Here is a 16,458-nt window from a genome sequence, read left to right on the forward strand (position 1 = left end):
CCTACATCGATCCCAACTCTTCGCAGATCGGCCACAAGGAAAGCATGAAGGACACGGCCCGCGTACTGGGGCGCATGTACGACGCGATCGAATACCGTGGTTTCAAACAGGAGATAGTCGAAGAACTGGCCAAGTTTGCCGGGGTCCCGGTGTTCAACGGTTTGACCGATGAATATCACCCGACGCAAATGATTGCCGACGTGCTGACCATGCGTGAACACGCCGACAAACCGATCCACGACATCAGCTACGCCTACCTCGGCGACGCCCGCAACAACATGGGCAATTCGCTGCTGCTGATCGGTGCCAAGCTCGGCATGGACGTACGCATCTGCGCGCCGAAAGCCTTGTGGCCGGCGGACGACCTGGTGGCCCGCTGCAAACAGTACGGTGAAGAAAGCGGTGCCCGCATCACCCTCACCGAAGACCCGAAAGCCGCCGTCAAAGGTGTGGATTTCATTCATACCGATGTCTGGGTGTCGATGGGCGAACCCGTGGAGGCCTGGGCCGAGCGCATTCAGCAACTGCTGCCTTATCAGGTCAACGCCGAACTGATGAAAGCCACCGGCAACCCACGTACCAAGTTCATGCACTGCCTGCCGGCATTCCACAACAGCGACACCAAGGTCGGCAAACAGATCGCCGAGCAGTACCCACACCTGAAGAACGGTATCGAAGTGACCGATGACGTCTTCGAGTCGCCGGCCTGCATTGCCTTCGAGCAAGCGGAAAACCGCATGCACACCATCAAGGCGATTCTGGTGTCGACGCTGGCTGATTTGTAAGGACTGCCCCCAAACGATCGTTCCCACGCTCTGCGTGGGAATGCCGCCACGGACGCTCCGCGTCCGATGTGACTCGGAGCGTCACCAGATGCATTCCCACGGGGACCGTGGGAACGATCCAGGATCACCGACTCTAAAAGGACAACCACCATGCGTATCGTCGTTGCACTGGGCGGTAACGCCCTGCTCCGTCGGGGTGAACCGATGACCGCTGACAACCAGCGCGCCAACATCCGGATCGCCACCGAGCAGATCGCCAAGATCCACGCCGGCAACCAACTGGTCATCGCCCACGGCAATGGCCCGCAGGTCGGGCTGTTGTCATTGCAGGCCGCGGCCTACACCTCGGTTTCTCCCTATCCGCTGGACGTGCTCGGCGCTGAAACCGAAGGCATGATCGGCTACATCATCGAACAGGAACTGGGCAACCTGCTGGACTTCGAAGTGCCGTTCGCGACCCTGCTGACGCAGGTCGAAGTCGATGCCAATGACCCGGCCTTCCAGAACCCCACCAAACCCATCGGCCCGGTGTACACCAAGGCCGAGGCAGAAAAACTGGCTGCCGAAAAAGGCTGGGCAATCGCCCCGGACGGCGACAAATATCGCCGGGTAGTCGCCAGCCCCAGACCGAAACGCATCTTTGAAATACGCCCGATCAAGTGGCTGCTGGAAAAAAGCAGCATCGTGATTTGCGCCGGCGGTGGCGGCATTCCGACCATGTACACCGCCCCCGGCAAGCTCGAAGGTGTCGAGGCGGTCATCGACAAGGACCTGTGCTCGGCGCTGCTGGCCGAACAGCTCGAAGCCGACTTGCTGGTGATCGCCACCGACGTCAACGCGGCGTTTGTCGACTTCGGTAAACCCACCCAGAAATCCATCGCTCAGGCTCACCCGGACGAAATGGAAAAACTCGGCTTCGCCGCGGGCTCCATGGGACCAAAGGTGCAGGCAGCCTGCGAGTTCGCACGCCATACTGGAAAAGTCGCGGTGATCGGCTCACTCGCCGACATCGAATCGATCGTCCAGGGCAAGGCTGGCACCCGCATCAGCACCGCGACACCTGGCATTACCTACCTGTAAGGAGAGACGTGAATGGCACAATTCGAGCCGGGACACTTGCACATCGAACGTCATGCGCTGACCCCGGATGATGTCAGCTACAACGTGCACCTCGATTATGAAGTCAGCAAGAATGCCAAAGGGGAAAAAGGCATCCAGTTCACCTTGCATGGCAGCATTCAGGGCAAGGACGTGTCGGAGCCGTTCTTCCTGCCGAAAGAGGAAGCCTACAACTTCGCCAGCAACGTGACGAAAATCGCCGAAAAGTACGGAATTCCCAAGACCCACAGCCAGATCGGCTCTGTCCACAAGCATTACGATCTGATGTTTGAAGACATCCGGCAGCAGTTGAATATGAAATCCGGCGACCCGGTCAACCTCGAACACTTCGAGTAACTCAGGTACCTCTGCTGATCGTTCCCACGCTCCGGCGTGGGAATGCATCCCTTGAAGCTCCGCGTCAGTGTGGACGCGGAGCGTCCATGGCAGCGCTACCACGCAGAGCGTGGGAACGATCATCATCCCGCTCTGGATTTCACCTTACCTCTGCTCCAAGGCATACTTGCCACCCTCCGTAATCCAGAACCCGAAAGCGTCCCATGCGTATCCACGTCAGCTTCATCGACCGCGTCGGCATTACCCAGGAAGTCCTGGCCCTGCTCGGTGGGCGCAATCTCAATCTGGATGCGGTGGAAATGGTCCCGCCCAACGTCTATATCGACGCGCCGACCCTGAGCCCGCAAGTGCTCGAAGAGTTACGGGATGCGCTGTTCAGCGTGCGCGGCGTGCAAGCGGTCACCGTGGTCGACATCCTGCCCGGCCAGCGCCGACACCTGCAGCTCGATGCGTTGCTGGCGGCCATGACTGACCCGGTGCTGGCATTGGACAGCGCCGGCAAAGTGCTGCTGGCCAACCCGGCATTGATCGCCCTGTACGGTCGCGAACCGGCCGGTGAAAGCATTGCCGAGCTGTTTTCCGATCCGGCGTTGCTCGACGCCCTGCTCGAACACGGTTTTCGTCTGCCGCTGCGCGAAATCACGGTCAACGGCCAGACTCTATTGCTGGATGCCACGCCCATCACCGACGCTGGCGCGTTGCTGACCCTCTATCAACCCAATCGCATTGGCGAACGGCTGTCGGCGCTGCACCACGACCACGCCGAAGGTTTCGATGCGCTGCTGGGTGAATCGCCGGTCATTCGCACGCTCAAAGTCCGCGCACAACGGGTGGCGGCCCTCGATGCGCCGCTGTTGATCCAGGGCGAAACCGGCACCGGCAAGGAGCTGGTGGCCCGCGCCTGTCACGCCATCAGTGCGCGGCACAGCTCGCCGTTTCTGGCGTTGAACTGTGCGGCCTTGCCGGAAAACCTCGCCGAAAGCGAGCTGTTCGGCTATGCACCCGGCGCCTTCACCGGCGCGCAACGGGGCGGCAAGCCGGGTCTGATGGAGCTGGCCAACCAAGGCACGGTATTTCTCGACGAGATCGGCGAGATGTCGCCGTACTTGCAGGCCAAGTTGCTGCGTTTTCTCAACGACGGTAGCTTCCGTCGGGTGGGCGGTGATCGCGAGGTCAAGGTCAACGTTCGTATCCTCAGTGCGACCCACCGCGACCTGGAAAAAATGGTCAGCGAAGGCCTGTTTCGTGAAGACCTGTTCTATCGCCTCAACGTGCTCAATGTCGAAGTGCCGCCGCTGCGCGAACGTGGCCAGGACATCCTGTTGTTGGCCCGCTATTTCATGCAGCAGGCGTGCGCCCAAATCCAGCGTCCGGTCTGTCGCCTGGCGCCGGGCACTTATCCGGCTTTGCTCGGCAACCGCTGGCCGGGCAACGTGCGGCAACTGCAAAACGTGATCTTCCGCGCCGCCGCCATCTGCGAAAGCAGCCTGGTGGACATCGGCGACCTCGACATTGCCGGCACTTCGGTGGCACGCCAGAGCGATCAGGACGTCGACAGCCTGGAACAGGCCATGGACGCGTTCGAGAAAAACCTGCTGGAAAAACTCTACGTCAGCTACCCCTCGACCCGCCAACTGGCCAGCCGCCTGCAAACCTCGCATACCGCCATCGCTCATCGGTTGCGCAAGTACGGCATCCCCAATAAGCCGTAGAGCGTTTGATTGATCGTTTGATGATCGTTCCCACGCTCCGCGTGGGAATGCAGCCCGGGACGCTCTGCGTCCCACAGCGTGACGCAGAGCGTCACAAGAGGCATTCCCACGCAGAGCGTGGGAACGATCTATTCAAAAGCGACCTCCACCTGTACTGAAAGCGCTACAGCGGAACGATATCGCTACACTCCGCCCCGATCACGGCTGCGCAAGGCTTTGATCCACCTCAGCTTTTATCCTTGATAATTGCCGTATCGATTTCGCTACAGCGCCCCCTCACCCTGGAACTCAGAATCCCGCTAAATCATTGATCCAAAAAAGAAAAACAACATTGGCTGTATTCTTGCTAAGTAGACGCTCATAACCAGGGCATCGCCCCAAGCATTCAATCGCGTCCACCAGACGAGTCTGGCCCCTTAGGAGTTTCCATGAGCGAGTTGCGTTTTACTGAAGATCACGAATGGCTGCGCACCGAAGCTGACGGCAGCGTCACAGTCGGTATCACCGCTTTCGCCCAGAACGCCCTGGGCGACGTGGTTTTCGTACAACTGCCTGAGCTGCAGTCCTACGACAAAGGCGCCGAAGCCGCCACCGTGGAATCGGTAAAAGCCGCCAGCGGTGTGTACATGCCGCTGGACGGCGAAGTGCTGGAAGTCAACCCGGCGCTGGACAGCAGCCCTGAGCTGGTCAACGAAGATCCGCTGGGCGAAGGCTGGTTCTTCCGTTTCAAGCCAAGCGACGCCAACGCTGTCGGCCAACTGCTGGATCAGGACGCCTACGACCGCCTGATCAAAGCCCAAGCCGAAGCCTGAGGAACACTGACATGACGCAAATCAATTTGACGACCGCCAACGAATTCATCGCCCGTCACATCGGCCCGCGCGCCGGTGACGAGCAAGCCATGCTCAACAGCCTGGGCTTCGATTCCCTGGAAGCCCTGAGCGCCAGCGTGATTCCCGACAGCATCAAGGGCACCAGCGTACTCGGCCTGGAAGACGGTCTGAGCGAAGCCGATGCCTTGGCGTTGATCAAGTCCATCGCCGGCAAGAACCAGCTGTTCAAGACTTTCATCGGCCAGGGTTACTACGGCACCCACACGCCGTCGCCGATCCTGCGCAACCTCCTGGAAAATCCAGCCTGGTATACCGCTTACACCCCGTACCAGCCAGAAATTTCCCAAGGCCGTCTCGAAGCGCTGCTGAACTTCCAGACTCTGATCAGCGACCTCACCGGCCTGCCGATCGCCAACGCTTCACTGCTCGACGAAGCCACTGCCGCTGCCGAAGCCATGACCTTCTGCAAACGCTTGAGCAAGAACAAAGGCAGCCACCAATTCTTCGCCTCCGCGCATTGCCACCCGCAGACTCTTGACGTGCTGCGCACCCGTGCCGAGCCGTTGGGCATCGACGTGGTGGTTGGCGACGAGCGTGAACTGACCGACGTGACGCCGTTCTTCGGTGCCCTGCTGCAGTACCCGGCAAGCAACGGTGACGTGTTCGACTACCGCGAACTGACCGAGCGCTTCCACGCCGCCAACGCTCTGGTGGCCGTGGCCGCCGACCTGCTGGCCCTGACCGTGCTGACCCCGCCGGGCGAATTCGGCGCCGACGTGGCCATCGGCAGCGCGCAACGCTTTGGCGTACCGCTGGGCTTCGGTGGCCCGCACGCGGCGTACTTCTCCACCAAAGACGCATTCAAGCGTGACATGCCGGGCCGTCTGGTCGGTGTTTCCGTGGACCGTTTCGGCAAGCCGGCCCTGCGCCTGGCCATGCAAACCCGCGAACAACACATCCGCCGCGAGAAGGCCACGTCCAACATCTGCACCGCGCAAGTGCTACTGGCCAACATCGCCAGCATGTACGCTGTTTACCACGGCCCTAAAGGCCTGACCCAAATCGCCAATCGCGTCCATCACCTGACCGCGATCCTGGCCAAGGGCTTGACCGCTCTGGGGCTGAACGTCGAACAGGAAAACTTCTTCGACACCCTGACGATCAATACCGGCGCCGACACCGCCAGACTGCACGATCAGGCGCGCGCCCAGCAGATCAACCTGCGCGTCGTCGACGCTGAACGTCTGGGCCTGTCCCTTGACGAAACCAGCACCCAGGCCGACGTTGAAACCCTCTGGAGCCTGCTGTCCAACGGCAAGACCCTGCCGGACTTCGCCGCCCTCGCTGCCTCGGTGCAGAGCACCATCCCGGCCACCCTGGTACGTCAGTCGCCAATCCTCAGCCATCCGGTGTTCAACCGCTATCACTCGGAAACCGAGCTGATGCGCTACCTGCGCAAGCTGGCCGACAAAGACCTGGCCCTGGATCGCACCATGATCCCGCTGGGTTCGTGCACCATGAAGCTCAATGCTGCCAGTGAAATGATCCCGGTGACCTGGGCTGAATTCGGCGCCCTGCACCCGTTTGCCCCGGCCGAGCAAAGCGCCGGTTATCAACAACTGACCGACGAACTCGAAGCGATGCTCTGCGCCGCCACGGGTTACGACTCGATCTCGCTGCAACCGAACGCCGGTTCCCAAGGTGAATACGCGGGTCTGTTGGCGATTCGCGCCTACCACCAGAGCCGTGGCGAAGACCGTCGCGACATCTGCCTGATCCCGTCGTCGGCCCACGGCACCAACCCGGCCACCGCACAAATGGCCGGCATGCGCGTTGTCGTCACCGCCTGCGACGCCCGTGGCAACGTCGACATCGAAGACCTGCGCGCCAAGGCCATCGAGCACCGCGAACACCTCGCCGCGCTGATGATCACCTACCCGTCGACCCACGGCGTGTTCGAAGAAGGCATCCGCGAAATCTGCGGCATCATTCATGACAACGGCGGCCAGGTGTACATCGACGGCGCCAACATGAACGCCATGGTCGGCCTCTGCGCACCGGGCAAGTTCGGCGGCGACGTTTCGCACCTGAACCTGCACAAAACCTTCTGCATCCCGCACGGCGGTGGCGGCCCGGGCGTCGGCCCGATCGGCGTGAAATCGCACCTGACTCCGTTCCTGCCGGGCCACGCCCAGATGGCACGCAAGGAAGGCGCGGTCTGCGCGGCACCGTTCGGTAGCGCAAGCATTCTGCCGATTACCTGGATGTACATTCGCATGATGGGTGGCGCAGGCTTGAAGCGTGCTTCGCAGCTGGCGATCCTCAACGCCAACTACATTTCCCGTCGCCTGGAAGAGCACTACCCAGTGCTGTACACCGGCAGCAACGGCCTGGTCGCGCACGAATGCATCCTCGACCTGCGCCCGCTCAAGGACAGCAGCGGCATCAGCGTCGATGACGTCGCCAAGCGCCTGATCGACTTCGGCTTCCACGCCCCGACCATGTCCTTCCCGGTGGCCGGCACCTTGATGATCGAGCCGACCGAAAGCGAATCCAAGGAAGAACTGGACCGCTTCTGCGACGCCATGATCCGCATCCGCGAAGAAATTCGCGCGGTGGAAAACGGCACCCTGGACAAGGACGACAACCCACTGAAAAACGCCCCGCACACGGCGGCGGAGCTGGTCGGTGAGTGGTCGCACCCGTACAGCCGCGAACAAGCGGTGTACCCGGTTGCCTCGCTGATCGAAGGCAAATACTGGCCACCGGTCGGTCGTGTCGACAACGTGTTCGGCGATCGCAACCTGGTCTGCGCCTGCCCGTCGATCGAAAGCTACGCTTAATCAGATGAGGGGGCGGGTTTGCTCGCCCCCGCGTTTAAGAACACCACAAAACCCTGTGGGAGCTGGCTTGCCAGCGATGGCGGTGGGTCAGTCGACATTTTTGCTGCCTGATCCATCGCCATCGCTGGCAAGCCAGCTCCCACAAGGAATGCATCACGCCTGAATTCCGCCAACTCCTATAAGAAGAAACCGGAGAACAACCATGTCTTTAAGCGTGTTCGACCTGTTCAAGATTGGCATCGGCCCCTCCAGCTCCCACACCGTCGGTCCGATGCGCGCAGCCGCGCGTTTCGTCGAAGGCTTGCGCCGCGAAAAACTGTTGGCCGCGACCACCTGCGTCAAAGTTGAGCTGTACGGTTCACTCGGCGCCACCGGTAAAGGCCACGGCAGCGACAAAGCCGTGCTGCTGGGGCTGGAAGGTGAACACCCGGACACCGTCGACACCGAAAGCGTGGCCGCACGCCTGCAAGCCATTCGTGGCAGCGGACAGCTGAACCTGCTCGGCGAACACAGCATTGCATTCAATGAAAAAGAACACCTGGCGATGATTCGCAAACCGTTGGCTTACCATCCCAACGGCATGATTTTCCGTGCATTCGACGCAGCCGGGCTGCAAATCCGCAGCCGCGAGTACTACTCAGTCGGCGGCGGTTTTGTCGTCGACGAAGACGCCGCCGGCGCCGACCGCATCGTCGAAGACGCCACACCCCTGACATTTCCCTTCAAAACCGCCAAGGAACTGCTCGGTCACTGCGCCACTTACGGCTTGTCCATCAGCCAGGTGATGCTGACCAACGAAAGCGCCTGGCGCCCGGAAGCGGAGACCCGTGCCGGCCTCCTGAAAATCTGGCAGGTCATGCAGGACTGCGTCGCCGCCGGCTGCCGCAACGAAGGCATCCTTCCCGGAGGCTTGAAGGTCAAGCGCCGGGCCGCCGCGCTGCATCGGCAGCTGTGCAAAAACCCGGAATCGTCCTTGCGTGACCCGCTCTCGGTGCTGGACTGGGTCAACCTGTACGCCCTGGCGGTCAACGAAGAAAACGCCAACGGCGGACGCGTCGTCACTGCGCCCACCAATGGTGCAGCCGGGATCATTCCTGCCGTCCTCCATTACTACATGCGCTTCATCCCGACCGCGAATGACGACGGCGTCGTGCGTTTTCTGCTGACCGCGGCGGCCATCGGCATTTTGTACAAGGAAAACGCCTCGATCTCCGGCGCCGAAGTCGGCTGTCAGGGCGAAGTGGGCGTCGCCTGCTCAATGGCGGCCGGTGCCCTGTGCGAGGTCCTGGGCGGCACCGTGCAGCAAGTTGAAAACGCCGCGGAAATCGGCATGGAACATAACCTCGGCCTGACCTGCGACCCGATTGGCGGGTTGGTGCAAGTGCCTTGTATCGAACGCAATGCCATGGGTTCGGTCAAGGCCATCAATGCCGTGCGCATGGCCATGCGCGGCGACGGTCAACACTTCGTTTCCCTCGACAAGGTCATTCGCACCATGCGCCAGACCGGCGCCGACATGAAAAGCAAATACAAGGAAACCGCCCGTGGCGGTTTGGCGGTCAACATTATCGAGTGCTGATGCGCGCTCATCTGCACTCTTCTTCAGGAGCTGAATATGTCCACCGAACAACTGTTGAAAACCCCGTTGCATGCTCTGCACATCGAACTCGGCGCGCGCATGGTGCCGTTCGCCGGCTATGACATGCCTGTGCAATATCCGTTGGGCGTGATGAAAGAACACCAGCACACCCGCGATCAGGCCGGTCTGTTCGATGTGTCGCACATGGGTCAGATTCGCCTGACCGGCGCCAATGCCGCCAAGGCCCTGGAAACCCTGGTTCCGGTGGATATCATCGACTTGCCCGTGGGCATGCAGCGTTATGCAATGTTCACCAACGAAAGCGGCGGCATCCTCGACGACCTGATGGTCGCCAACCTGGGTAACGACGAACTGTTCCTGGTGGTCAACGCTGCCTGCAAGGATCAAGACCTGGCGCATCTGCGCAAGCACATTGGCGAGCAGTGCACCATCGAGCCACTGTTCGAGGAGCGCGCCCTGCTCGCCCTCCAAGGACCGGCGGCCGTGACGGTACTGGCACGTCTGGCACCGGAAGTGGCGAAGATGACCTTCATGCAGTTCGCCCGGGTAAAACTGCTGGGTGTGGACTGTTTTGTCAGCCGCTCGGGTTACACCGGCGAAGACGGTTTCGAAATTTCCGTGCCGGCCGCCAACGCCGAAGCCCTGACCCGCGCACTGCTGGCGGAACCGGAAGTTGAAGCCATTGGCCTCGGCGCGCGTGACTCCCTGCGCCTGGAAGCTGGCTTGTGCCTGTACGGCCATGACATGAACACCGACACCACCCCCATCGAAGCCAGCCTGTTGTGGGCCATTTCCAAGCCGCGTCGGGCCGACGGTGCGCGTGCCGGTGGTTTCCCGGGGGCTGAAACCGTATTCGCCCAGCAACAGGGCGGAGTCAGCCGCAAACGTGTCGGCCTGCTACCGCAGGAACGGACGCCAGTGCGCGAAGGGGCGGAGATCGTCAACGAAGCCGGCGAGATCATTGGCAGCGTCTGCAGCGGTGGTTTCGGGCCAACCTTGGGTGCGCCATTGGCCATGGGTTACATCGACAGCGCGTACGTCGCGATCGATACACCCGTCTGGGCGATTGTTCGTGGGAAAAAGGTGGCTTTGCTTGTAAGCAAAATGCCATTTGTTCCACAACGCTACTACCGCGGCTGATTGACTGTTCCTATAAGTAACGCAGTTGCGTTTACAACGCACTAATGTGTAACGCAACTGCCATAAAATAGTGCATCGTTTGGCTTTAAGCTTCGATTATGAACTTTGCTTATAACGATCGAAAACAATTGAACAGCTCTGTCGCATAAGCCAGCACTAGTTGGCATATCAGGCCGTCAACGTGAGCAAATCCGGGCCTTTCACAGGGCTTGTTTTTTCTCCCGTAGTTGGCGTAGAGTTTGTTCACTGTGTTTGCATGGGTCGCTTGGAATCGTGACCTGGGCAGTAGCCTACAAGTTAGCTACATCCCGTTCGACGTCTTCTTACTCTCCTGCAACCAGCCCCAGTACTCTTTCATGAGAAGGAGACTGTCATTAATTTTTGCGTCAAAGGAAATAAGAAATGTCCCAACGTCAGAGCGGTACCGTCAAGTGGTTTAACGACGAGAAAGGTTTTGGTTTTATCACTCCTGAAAGCGGTCCGGATCTGTTCGTGCATTTCCGCGCCATCCAGGGCAACGGCTTCAAGAGCCTGAAAGAAGGCCAGAAAGTGACTTTCGTCGCCGTGCAGGGCCAGAAAGGCATGCAGGCTGATGAAGTACAAGCAGAAGCCTAATCTTCTGTAACGAAAAAGCCCCCGATGCTGACATCGGGGGCTTTTTTGTGCGCGTAAATCCGTAAAATGGCTTCTTTTTACACCGAGAGCCCGCCATGTCGAAACACCTGCTGAAGCCCCAGGGCGAATTTCCTGCCGCGGGCCTGGGTCGTCGCCTGGCAGCGATGTTCTATGACTTCCTGCTGTGTACGGCCCTGCTGATCGTCACCAGCGGCATCTACAAGATGATTCAGATGGCGATCATCGGTGAAGAGAAAATGCGCACCCTGACCGAATCCGGCGCACTGGATGGCGACCCGCTGCTCTCGACCGTATTGTTTTTTGTACTGTTCGGCTTCTTCGCCAAGTTCTGGACTTACTCCGGCCAGACCCTGGGGATGCAGGTCTGGAGTATCCGCGTACAGAATGCCGATGGATCATCCATCAGCCTGTGGCAGGCGCTATTGCGCTTTGTGGTGTCGATCGCATCGCTGCTGTGCGTGGGCCTCGGGTTCATCTGGTCGCTGTTCGACAAGCAGCAACGCAGCTGGCATGACATCTACTCCGACACCCAGCTTGTGCGCATTCCGAAGAAGACCAAATAATTTTCCGACACAGAAACCACTGTGGGGAGCGAGCTTGCTCGTTCCCCACAGTTTTTTAGTTGGCGGGAGTATCTTAAGCGTTACCGGCCAGTTTCATCCGCGCCGCCTGAGTGAAATCGAGCATCCGCTTCAACGGGCGAATCGCTTGAGGAATCAGGGCCGGGTCGACGAAGATCTCATTCGTCCCTTCCTTCAGGCTCTTGAGCGTGCGCTCAAGGGTGTTCATGGCCATCCACGGGCAGTGTGCGCAACTGCGGCATGCGGCGCCGTTACCCGCTGTAGGCGCCTCGATGAACACCTTGTCCGGGCACAACTGCTGCATCTTGTAAAAAATGCCGCGATCGGTCGCGACGATCAGCGTTTTGTTCGGCAGGGTCTGTGCCGCCGCAATCAACTGACTGGTCGAACCCACAGCATCCGCCAACTCGATGACCGAGGTTGGAGACTCAGGGTGCACCAGGATCGCCGCATCCGGATACAGCGCCTTCATGTCTTCGAGCTGCTTGGACTTGAATTCCTCGTGAACGATGCACGCACCGTCCCACAGCAACATGTCAGCACCGGTTTGACGTTGAATGTAGGTGCCCAGGTGCTTGTCCGGCCCCCAGATGATGGTTTCACCGTTGTCCATCAGGCTTTCAACGATCTCCAGTGCGCAACTGGAGGTCACGACCCAGTCCGCCCGGGCTTTGACCGCCGCCGAGGTGTTGGCATAAACCACAACCGTGCGCTCTGGATGCTGGTCGCAGAAGGCGGAAAACTCATCGACCGGGCAACCCAGATCCAGCGAACAGGTCGCCTCCAGTGTCGGCATCAGGATGCGCTTTTCGGGATTGAGGATCTTGGCCGTCTCGCCCATGAATTTCACACCGGCGACCACTACGGTCTTGGCCGGGTGAGCATTGCCGAAGCGGGCCATCTCCAGCGAGTCGGAGACACAGCCACCGGTTTCTTCGGCCAGGGCCTGAATGACCGGATCGCAATAGAAGTGAGCCACCAACACTGCGTCCTGAGCTTTGAGCTCGGCAGCGATGGCGGCACGGTAATGGGCCTCCTCTTGCGCGGTCAGCGGCTTGGGCTGCTTGGCGTCGAGGTGGGCTTGAACCAGAAGGCGTTCGGAAATCTGCGTCATGTTCGCAAGACCTGCAGGCGCATTCGCGCGAAAGTCGAGTATACACCCGGCTCCGGACCCTTCAGGGTACCGCCGGGAAATTGAGTATTCATCAGGCACGGACAGCGTTGAAGCTGCGCAAGGCTACAGAATATCCGGTGGATGCAAAAGATGATTCTGACTTGCGTCAGTTCGGTGCAGCCCAAGGCTTGGGCAAACACAAATCGCGGGCAAAAAAAAATCCGGAAATCCTCACTTTCGTGGGCCTTCCAGACTTTTAAAACAGCTTGAAAATGGTGGGTCGTGTGGGATTCGAACCTACGACCAATTGGTTAAAAGCCAACTGCTCTACCAACTGAGCTAACGACCCGCTGTGTGGTGGCGCGTATAATACTGATTTTTAAGGACTATTCAACACCTATTTTAAAAAAAATCAAAAATAAGGTGTTGGATCGCTGATTCCGGCCGCCGCAAAGCCTTCAGCACGCAGTCGGCAGCTGTCGCACTTGCCGCATGCACGGCCTTCATCATCAGCCTGATAGCAGGAAACGGTCAGGCCGTAGTTGACGCCAAGCTGGGTGCCAGCCTGGACAATCTGCGCTTTGCTGAGGTTTTGCAACGGCGCCTGAATGCGAAAGCCATCGCCCTCTACACCCGCCTTGGTCGCCAGATTGGCCATGCGCTCGAATGACTCGATGAACTCGGGACGGCAGTCCGGGTAGCCGGAGTAATCCACTGCGTTGACACCGATGAAGATGTCGCGTGCGCCGAGCACTTCAGCCCAGCCCAACGCCAGTGACAGGAAAACCGTGTTGCGCGCTGGCACGTAAGTCACCGGAATGCCTTCGCCCAACTCCTCTGGAATATCGATGCTGGTGTCGGTCAGCGCCGAGCCGCCCATGCCATTGAAATTGAGACCGATGACCTTGTGCTCGATCACCCCCAAATCCCGGGCGACACGTTCGGCTGCGTACAGTTCGGCGTGAGACCGCTGACCGTAGTCGAAGCTCATGGTGTAGCAGCGATAACCTTCGGCACGCGCCATGGCCACGACGGTTGCCGAGTCCAGGCCACCGGAAAGCAGGATAACCGCACGTTTTTCCGTAGTGTTCAGTTGTTCAGTCATCTCAGCGCCCCGGCTCGTCATTCCAAAGATACTTATGCAGCTGCAATTGCAAGCGTACCGGCAGATTATCCGCCACCACCCAGTCTGCAAGATCCCGAGCATTCAGATCATGGTGACTTGGCGAAAACAGGACCTCACCAGCGCGCTGGTCAAGACCATACTGGATCAGCTTGGATACGGACCAGTCATAGTCTTCGCGGGAACAGATGACAAATTTCACCTGGTCGTTCGGCGTCAGCAGCTCGATGTTTTCGTAGCGATTGCGATGCGCTTCCTTCGAACCCGGAGTTTTCAGGTCGACAACGCGACTGACCCGGGAATCTACCGCCGAGATGTCGATAGAGCCACTGGTTTCCAGTGACACTTCGTAACCGGCGTCGCACAAACGCTTGAGCAACGGGATGGCGTTGGGTTGCGCCAGGGGCTCGCCGCCCGTGACACAGACATAACGCGGACGGTAACCGGCAACCTGCTCGAGGATATCGTCGAGCGTGCGGATCGTTCCGCCAGTGAAGGCGTAGGCGCTGTCGCAGTATTGGCAACGCAGAGGGCAACCGGTCAGGCGCACAAAAACTGTGGGCAGGCCAGCCGTCCGCGTTTCACCCTGCAACGAGTAAAAAACTTCGGTAATTCTCAATGTGTCTTGCATAGTCGCCACGGGCGTAACAGCTAAACAGGCTGTCCGCCTCCGTCAGGCACTTCAAGGAACCCCGGCAATGCGCAGATCCCAAAAAGCGTGTTTCATAAAAAGGGCGTGAATTCTAACGAAAAAACCCGCGGCAAGCGCGGGTTTCTTCGAAAGGGCTCAAACAGCCTTACATTTTCTGCAGATCGCGTTGGGCCAACTGAGCAGCGGAAGTGCCCGGATATTGGGACACCACCTGCTGCAGAATGCCTTTTACCCGGTCGGTGTGACCCAAGCGGCGCTCTACATCAGCAAGCTTGTACAGCGAATCAGGCACTTTGGCGTGTTTCGGGTAAAGCTGCGAAACCTTGGCAAACGCCTGGCCTGCACCTTGCAGATCACCCTTGGCCAGGTTCACTTCACCCAACCAGTACTGGGCATTACCCGAGTATTGGCTATTCGGGTATTTGCGCAGGAATGCGGCGAAGGCCTGGCTGGCCTTGTCGAAATCCTTGGCTTTGATCAGGTCGAAGGCGGCATCGTAATAGAGCTTTTCCTTCGCCGGATCCGCCGGTTCACCGCCTGCCGCAGGTGCTTGAGCGGCGGCCGCCCCTGCACTCGCGCCAGCGGCTGCAGCAGGGGCATTCAGATCGCCACCGCCGGAAGAATTCTCAGGAGTCGCGGCTGGTGCAACGCCGGTTCCTATGCGCCGATCAAGATCCTGATATCGCTCCAGGTTTTCCTGCTTCATGCGCGCTACATCATTTTGCAGAACTTCAATTGCACCTTGCTGGCGCTCGATCTGTTGCTGCATTGATTGCAGTTGGTTGAACAGCTCGCCCTGTGCCGAGACAGGGGCCGAAACCCCTCCCCCGGCATAGGCGCCGTTCGTACCGTAACCCGCAGGCGGATAACTGCTCCCGCTATTGTTATAGCCGGAGTCATTATCGACCACAGGAACCGCAGCCCACGCCGAAAGCGACGCGAGACTGAGAGCCAGAACAGTTACAGCACGACGGCACGTTCGCATGACGAATTACTTACGCAGTTCGACGCGACGGTTTTGAGCCCAGGACTGCTCGTCGTTGCCGGTAGCAACTGGACGCTCTTCGCCGTAGGAAACCAGTTCCAGCTGAGCTGGGGAAACGCCTTGCAGTACCAGGTAGCGTTGAACGGCTTTCGCACGACGCTCGCCCAGTGCCATGTTGTACTCACGAGTACCACGTTCGTCGGTGTTGCCTTCCAGTACAACGCGAGCGCCGTTTGCTTTCAGGTCTTTGGCGTGAACGTCCAGAGCGCGCATGGCTTCTGGCTTCAGGTCCGAGCTGTCGTATTCGAAGTAGAAAGTGGTGATAGCGCGCAGAGCAGCTTCTTCGCTCAGGGAGCCGTCGACTGCGCCAGTGTTTGCGCCGTAACCAGCGTTTGGATCTACAGCGCCTTCACCGGCATTGTCGCCGCCTTTGGACGAGCAACCTACAGCTACAGCCATGGCCAGAGCCAGCGCAGCAAATTTACCAAACTTCAGCATTTCCATCGTGAAACTCCTAATGAACCCCAGTGTGTTAAGTAAAACGTATAGCGCCGCGTCAGTTCAGGTAAGGGGACCAGGAAGGTTCTCTGACTTCGCCTTGTGCGGTAGGAAGCGGGAGCCTTACGCGTCCATTGATGGACACGAGCATCAAGACTCCCCGGCCCTGCTGGCGGGTGGCGTAGATTACCATGGTGCCGTTGGGCGCAACAGTAGGCGACTCGTCCAGAGTGCTATCAGTGAGGATTTTTACACTACCGCGCTGCAAATCCTGAGCCGCCACTTTGAAATTGGTGAAACCATCCTGGCGGTGAATCATGACCAGGGTCTTTTCATCAGCCGACAGTTTTGGGTTGGCGTTGTAGTTACCCACGAACGTCACACGCTCCGCACCGCCGCCACCCACGCTGGTTTTGTAGATCTGCGGTTTGCCGCCACGGTCGGAAGTGAAGTAGATGGTCGAGCCATCCTTGCCCCAGAACGGTTCGGTGTTGATGCCCG

16 protein-coding genes, 1 tRNA gene and 1 pseudogene are annotated in these 16,458 nt (G+C 59.3%); 11 read left to right on the plus strand and 7 right to left on the minus strand.

What is annotated here, in order from left to right; genetic code table 11:
* The 10 genes from argF to D8U18_RS09005 all read left to right on the plus strand — a co-directional run.
* Positions 1-785 (plus strand): ornithine carbamoyltransferase (gene argF, locus D8U18_RS08960; RefSeq protein WP_131107459.1); only part of this gene is annotated, 785 nt, incomplete at its 5' end.
* 150 nt (positions 786-935) lie between these two features.
* Positions 936-1,865: a carbamate kinase gene (gene arcC / locus D8U18_RS08965; protein ID WP_056852645.1), complete on the plus strand. Its 930-nt coding sequence runs from the start codon at positions 936-938 to the stop codon at positions 1,863-1,865.
* Positions 1,866-1,877: 12 nt separating this feature from the next.
* A complete protein-coding gene (locus D8U18_RS08970) occupies positions 1,878-2,240 on the plus strand; it encodes a DUF5064 family protein (RefSeq protein ID WP_056852646.1) in 363 nt (120 codons plus the stop codon).
* A gap of 203 nt (positions 2,241-2,443) precedes the next feature.
* Positions 2,444-3,952, plus strand: a complete 1,509-nt coding sequence (locus D8U18_RS08975; RefSeq protein WP_056852647.1) for a sigma-54-dependent transcriptional regulator — start codon at positions 2,444-2,446, stop codon at positions 3,950-3,952.
* Positions 3,953-4,380: 428 nt separating this feature from the next.
* On the plus strand, positions 4,381-4,764 hold the full coding sequence (gene gcvH / locus D8U18_RS08980) for a glycine cleavage system protein GcvH (protein ID WP_056852648.1): 384 nt from the start codon (positions 4,381-4,383) through the stop codon (positions 4,762-4,764).
* An 11-nt stretch (positions 4,765-4,775) separates the two neighbouring features.
* Positions 4,776-7,628: an aminomethyl-transferring glycine dehydrogenase gene (gene gcvP, locus D8U18_RS08985; RefSeq protein WP_056852649.1), complete on the plus strand. Its 2,853-nt coding sequence runs from the start codon at positions 4,776-4,778 to the stop codon at positions 7,626-7,628.
* A gap of 202 nt (positions 7,629-7,830) precedes the next feature.
* Positions 7,831-9,207, plus strand: a complete 1,377-nt coding sequence (locus D8U18_RS08990; RefSeq protein WP_131107460.1) for an L-serine ammonia-lyase — start codon at positions 7,831-7,833, stop codon at positions 9,205-9,207.
* Between the two features lie 36 nt (positions 9,208-9,243).
* Complete coding sequence (gcvT, locus tag D8U18_RS08995; RefSeq protein ID WP_056852651.1) at positions 9,244-10,368, plus strand: glycine cleavage system aminomethyltransferase GcvT; 1,125 nt, start codon at positions 9,244-9,246, stop codon at positions 10,366-10,368.
* A 402-nt stretch (positions 10,369-10,770) separates the two neighbouring features.
* Positions 10,771-10,983, plus strand: coding sequence for a cold shock domain-containing protein (locus tag D8U18_RS09000; RefSeq protein WP_003175786.1), 213 nt, complete (start codon positions 10,771-10,773; stop codon positions 10,981-10,983).
* Between the two features lie 95 nt (positions 10,984-11,078).
* Positions 11,079-11,567: an RDD family protein gene (locus D8U18_RS09005; RefSeq protein ID WP_056852652.1), complete on the plus strand. Its 489-nt coding sequence runs from the start codon at positions 11,079-11,081 to the stop codon at positions 11,565-11,567.
* A gap of 73 nt (positions 11,568-11,640) precedes the next feature.
* Here the strand turns inward: D8U18_RS09005 and nadA are convergent, their stop codons facing one another.
* Complete coding sequence (gene nadA, locus D8U18_RS09010; RefSeq protein WP_056852653.1) at positions 11,641-12,699, minus strand: quinolinate synthase NadA; 1,059 nt, start codon at positions 12,697-12,699, stop codon at positions 11,641-11,643.
* Between the two features lie 107 nt (positions 12,700-12,806).
* Here nadA and D8U18_RS28715 point away from each other — a divergent pair, with 107 nt between their 5' ends.
* Positions 12,807-12,959 (plus strand): hypothetical protein, encoded by a 153-nt coding sequence (locus D8U18_RS28715; protein ID WP_177434608.1) that lies wholly within the window; start codon positions 12,807-12,809, stop codon positions 12,957-12,959.
* A gap of 13 nt (positions 12,960-12,972) precedes the next feature.
* Here the strand turns inward: D8U18_RS28715 and D8U18_RS09015 are convergent.
* From D8U18_RS09015 to D8U18_RS09040, 6 genes and pseudogenes are all read right to left on the minus strand, one after another.
* Positions 12,973-13,048 (minus strand) — tRNA-Lys (locus D8U18_RS09015).
* Positions 13,049-13,111: 63 nt separating this feature from the next.
* The gene (queC, locus tag D8U18_RS09020; RefSeq protein ID WP_056852654.1) at positions 13,112-13,804 is read right to left on the minus strand and encodes a 7-cyano-7-deazaguanine synthase QueC; all 693 of its coding nucleotides are present in this window, start codon (positions 13,802-13,804) and stop codon (positions 13,112-13,114) included.
* A 1-nt stretch (position 13,805) separates the two neighbouring features.
* Positions 13,806-14,453: a 7-carboxy-7-deazaguanine synthase QueE gene (gene queE, locus D8U18_RS09025; RefSeq protein WP_056852655.1), complete on the minus strand. Its 648-nt coding sequence runs from the start codon at positions 14,451-14,453 to the stop codon at positions 13,806-13,808.
* A gap of 166 nt (positions 14,454-14,619) precedes the next feature.
* Positions 14,620-15,459, minus strand: a complete 840-nt coding sequence (gene ybgF / locus D8U18_RS09030) for a tol-pal system protein YbgF (protein ID WP_056852656.1) — start codon at positions 15,457-15,459, stop codon at positions 14,620-14,622.
* A gap of 6 nt (positions 15,460-15,465) precedes the next feature.
* Positions 15,466-15,963 (minus strand): peptidoglycan-associated lipoprotein Pal, encoded by a 498-nt coding sequence (gene pal / locus D8U18_RS09035; protein WP_003178634.1) that lies wholly within the window; start codon positions 15,961-15,963, stop codon positions 15,466-15,468.
* 52 nt (positions 15,964-16,015) lie between these two features.
* Positions 16,016-16,458, minus strand: a pseudogene (locus tag D8U18_RS09040) (PD40 domain-containing protein); the annotation flags it as partial.

The organism is Pseudomonas sp. Sample_10 (assembly GCF_004321495.1).
GTDB lineage: Bacteria > Pseudomonadota > Gammaproteobacteria > Pseudomonadales > Pseudomonadaceae > Aquipseudomonas.

Excerpts from the sequence above, each read along its gene's own strand:
- arcC (WP_056852645.1), top strand. The coding sequence starts at position 936 with ATGCGTATCGTCGTTGCACTGGGCGGTAACGCCCTGCTCCGTCGGGGT.
- D8U18_RS08970 (WP_056852646.1), top strand. The coding sequence starts at position 1,878 with ATGGCACAATTCGAGCCGGGACACTTGCACATCGAACGTCATGCGCTG.
- D8U18_RS08975 (WP_056852647.1), top strand. The coding sequence starts at position 2,444 with ATGCGTATCCACGTCAGCTTCATCGACCGCGTCGGCATTACCCAGGAA.
- gcvH (WP_056852648.1), top strand. The coding sequence starts at position 4,381 with ATGAGCGAGTTGCGTTTTACTGAAGATCACGAATGGCTGCGCACCGAA.
- gcvP (WP_056852649.1), top strand. The coding sequence starts at position 4,776 with ATGACGCAAATCAATTTGACGACCGCCAACGAATTCATCGCCCGTCAC.
- D8U18_RS08990 (WP_131107460.1), top strand. The coding sequence starts at position 7,831 with ATGTCTTTAAGCGTGTTCGACCTGTTCAAGATTGGCATCGGCCCCTCC.
- gcvT (WP_056852651.1), top strand. The coding sequence starts at position 9,244 with ATGTCCACCGAACAACTGTTGAAAACCCCGTTGCATGCTCTGCACATC.
- D8U18_RS09000 (WP_003175786.1), top strand. The coding sequence starts at position 10,771 with ATGTCCCAACGTCAGAGCGGTACCGTCAAGTGGTTTAACGACGAGAAA.
- D8U18_RS09005 (WP_056852652.1), top strand. The coding sequence starts at position 11,079 with ATGTCGAAACACCTGCTGAAGCCCCAGGGCGAATTTCCTGCCGCGGGC.
- nadA (WP_056852653.1), bottom strand. The coding sequence starts at position 12,699 with ATGACGCAGATTTCCGAACGCCTTCTGGTTCAAGCCCACCTCGACGCC.
- queC (WP_056852654.1), bottom strand. The coding sequence starts at position 13,804 with ATGACTGAACAACTGAACACTACGGAAAAACGTGCGGTTATCCTGCTT.
- queE (WP_056852655.1), bottom strand. The coding sequence starts at position 14,453 with ATGCAAGACACATTGAGAATTACCGAAGTTTTTTACTCGTTGCAGGGT.
- ybgF (WP_056852656.1), bottom strand. The coding sequence starts at position 15,459 with ATGCGAACGTGCCGTCGTGCTGTAACTGTTCTGGCTCTCAGTCTCGCG.
- pal (WP_003178634.1), bottom strand. The coding sequence starts at position 15,963 with ATGGAAATGCTGAAGTTTGGTAAATTTGCTGCGCTGGCTCTGGCCATG.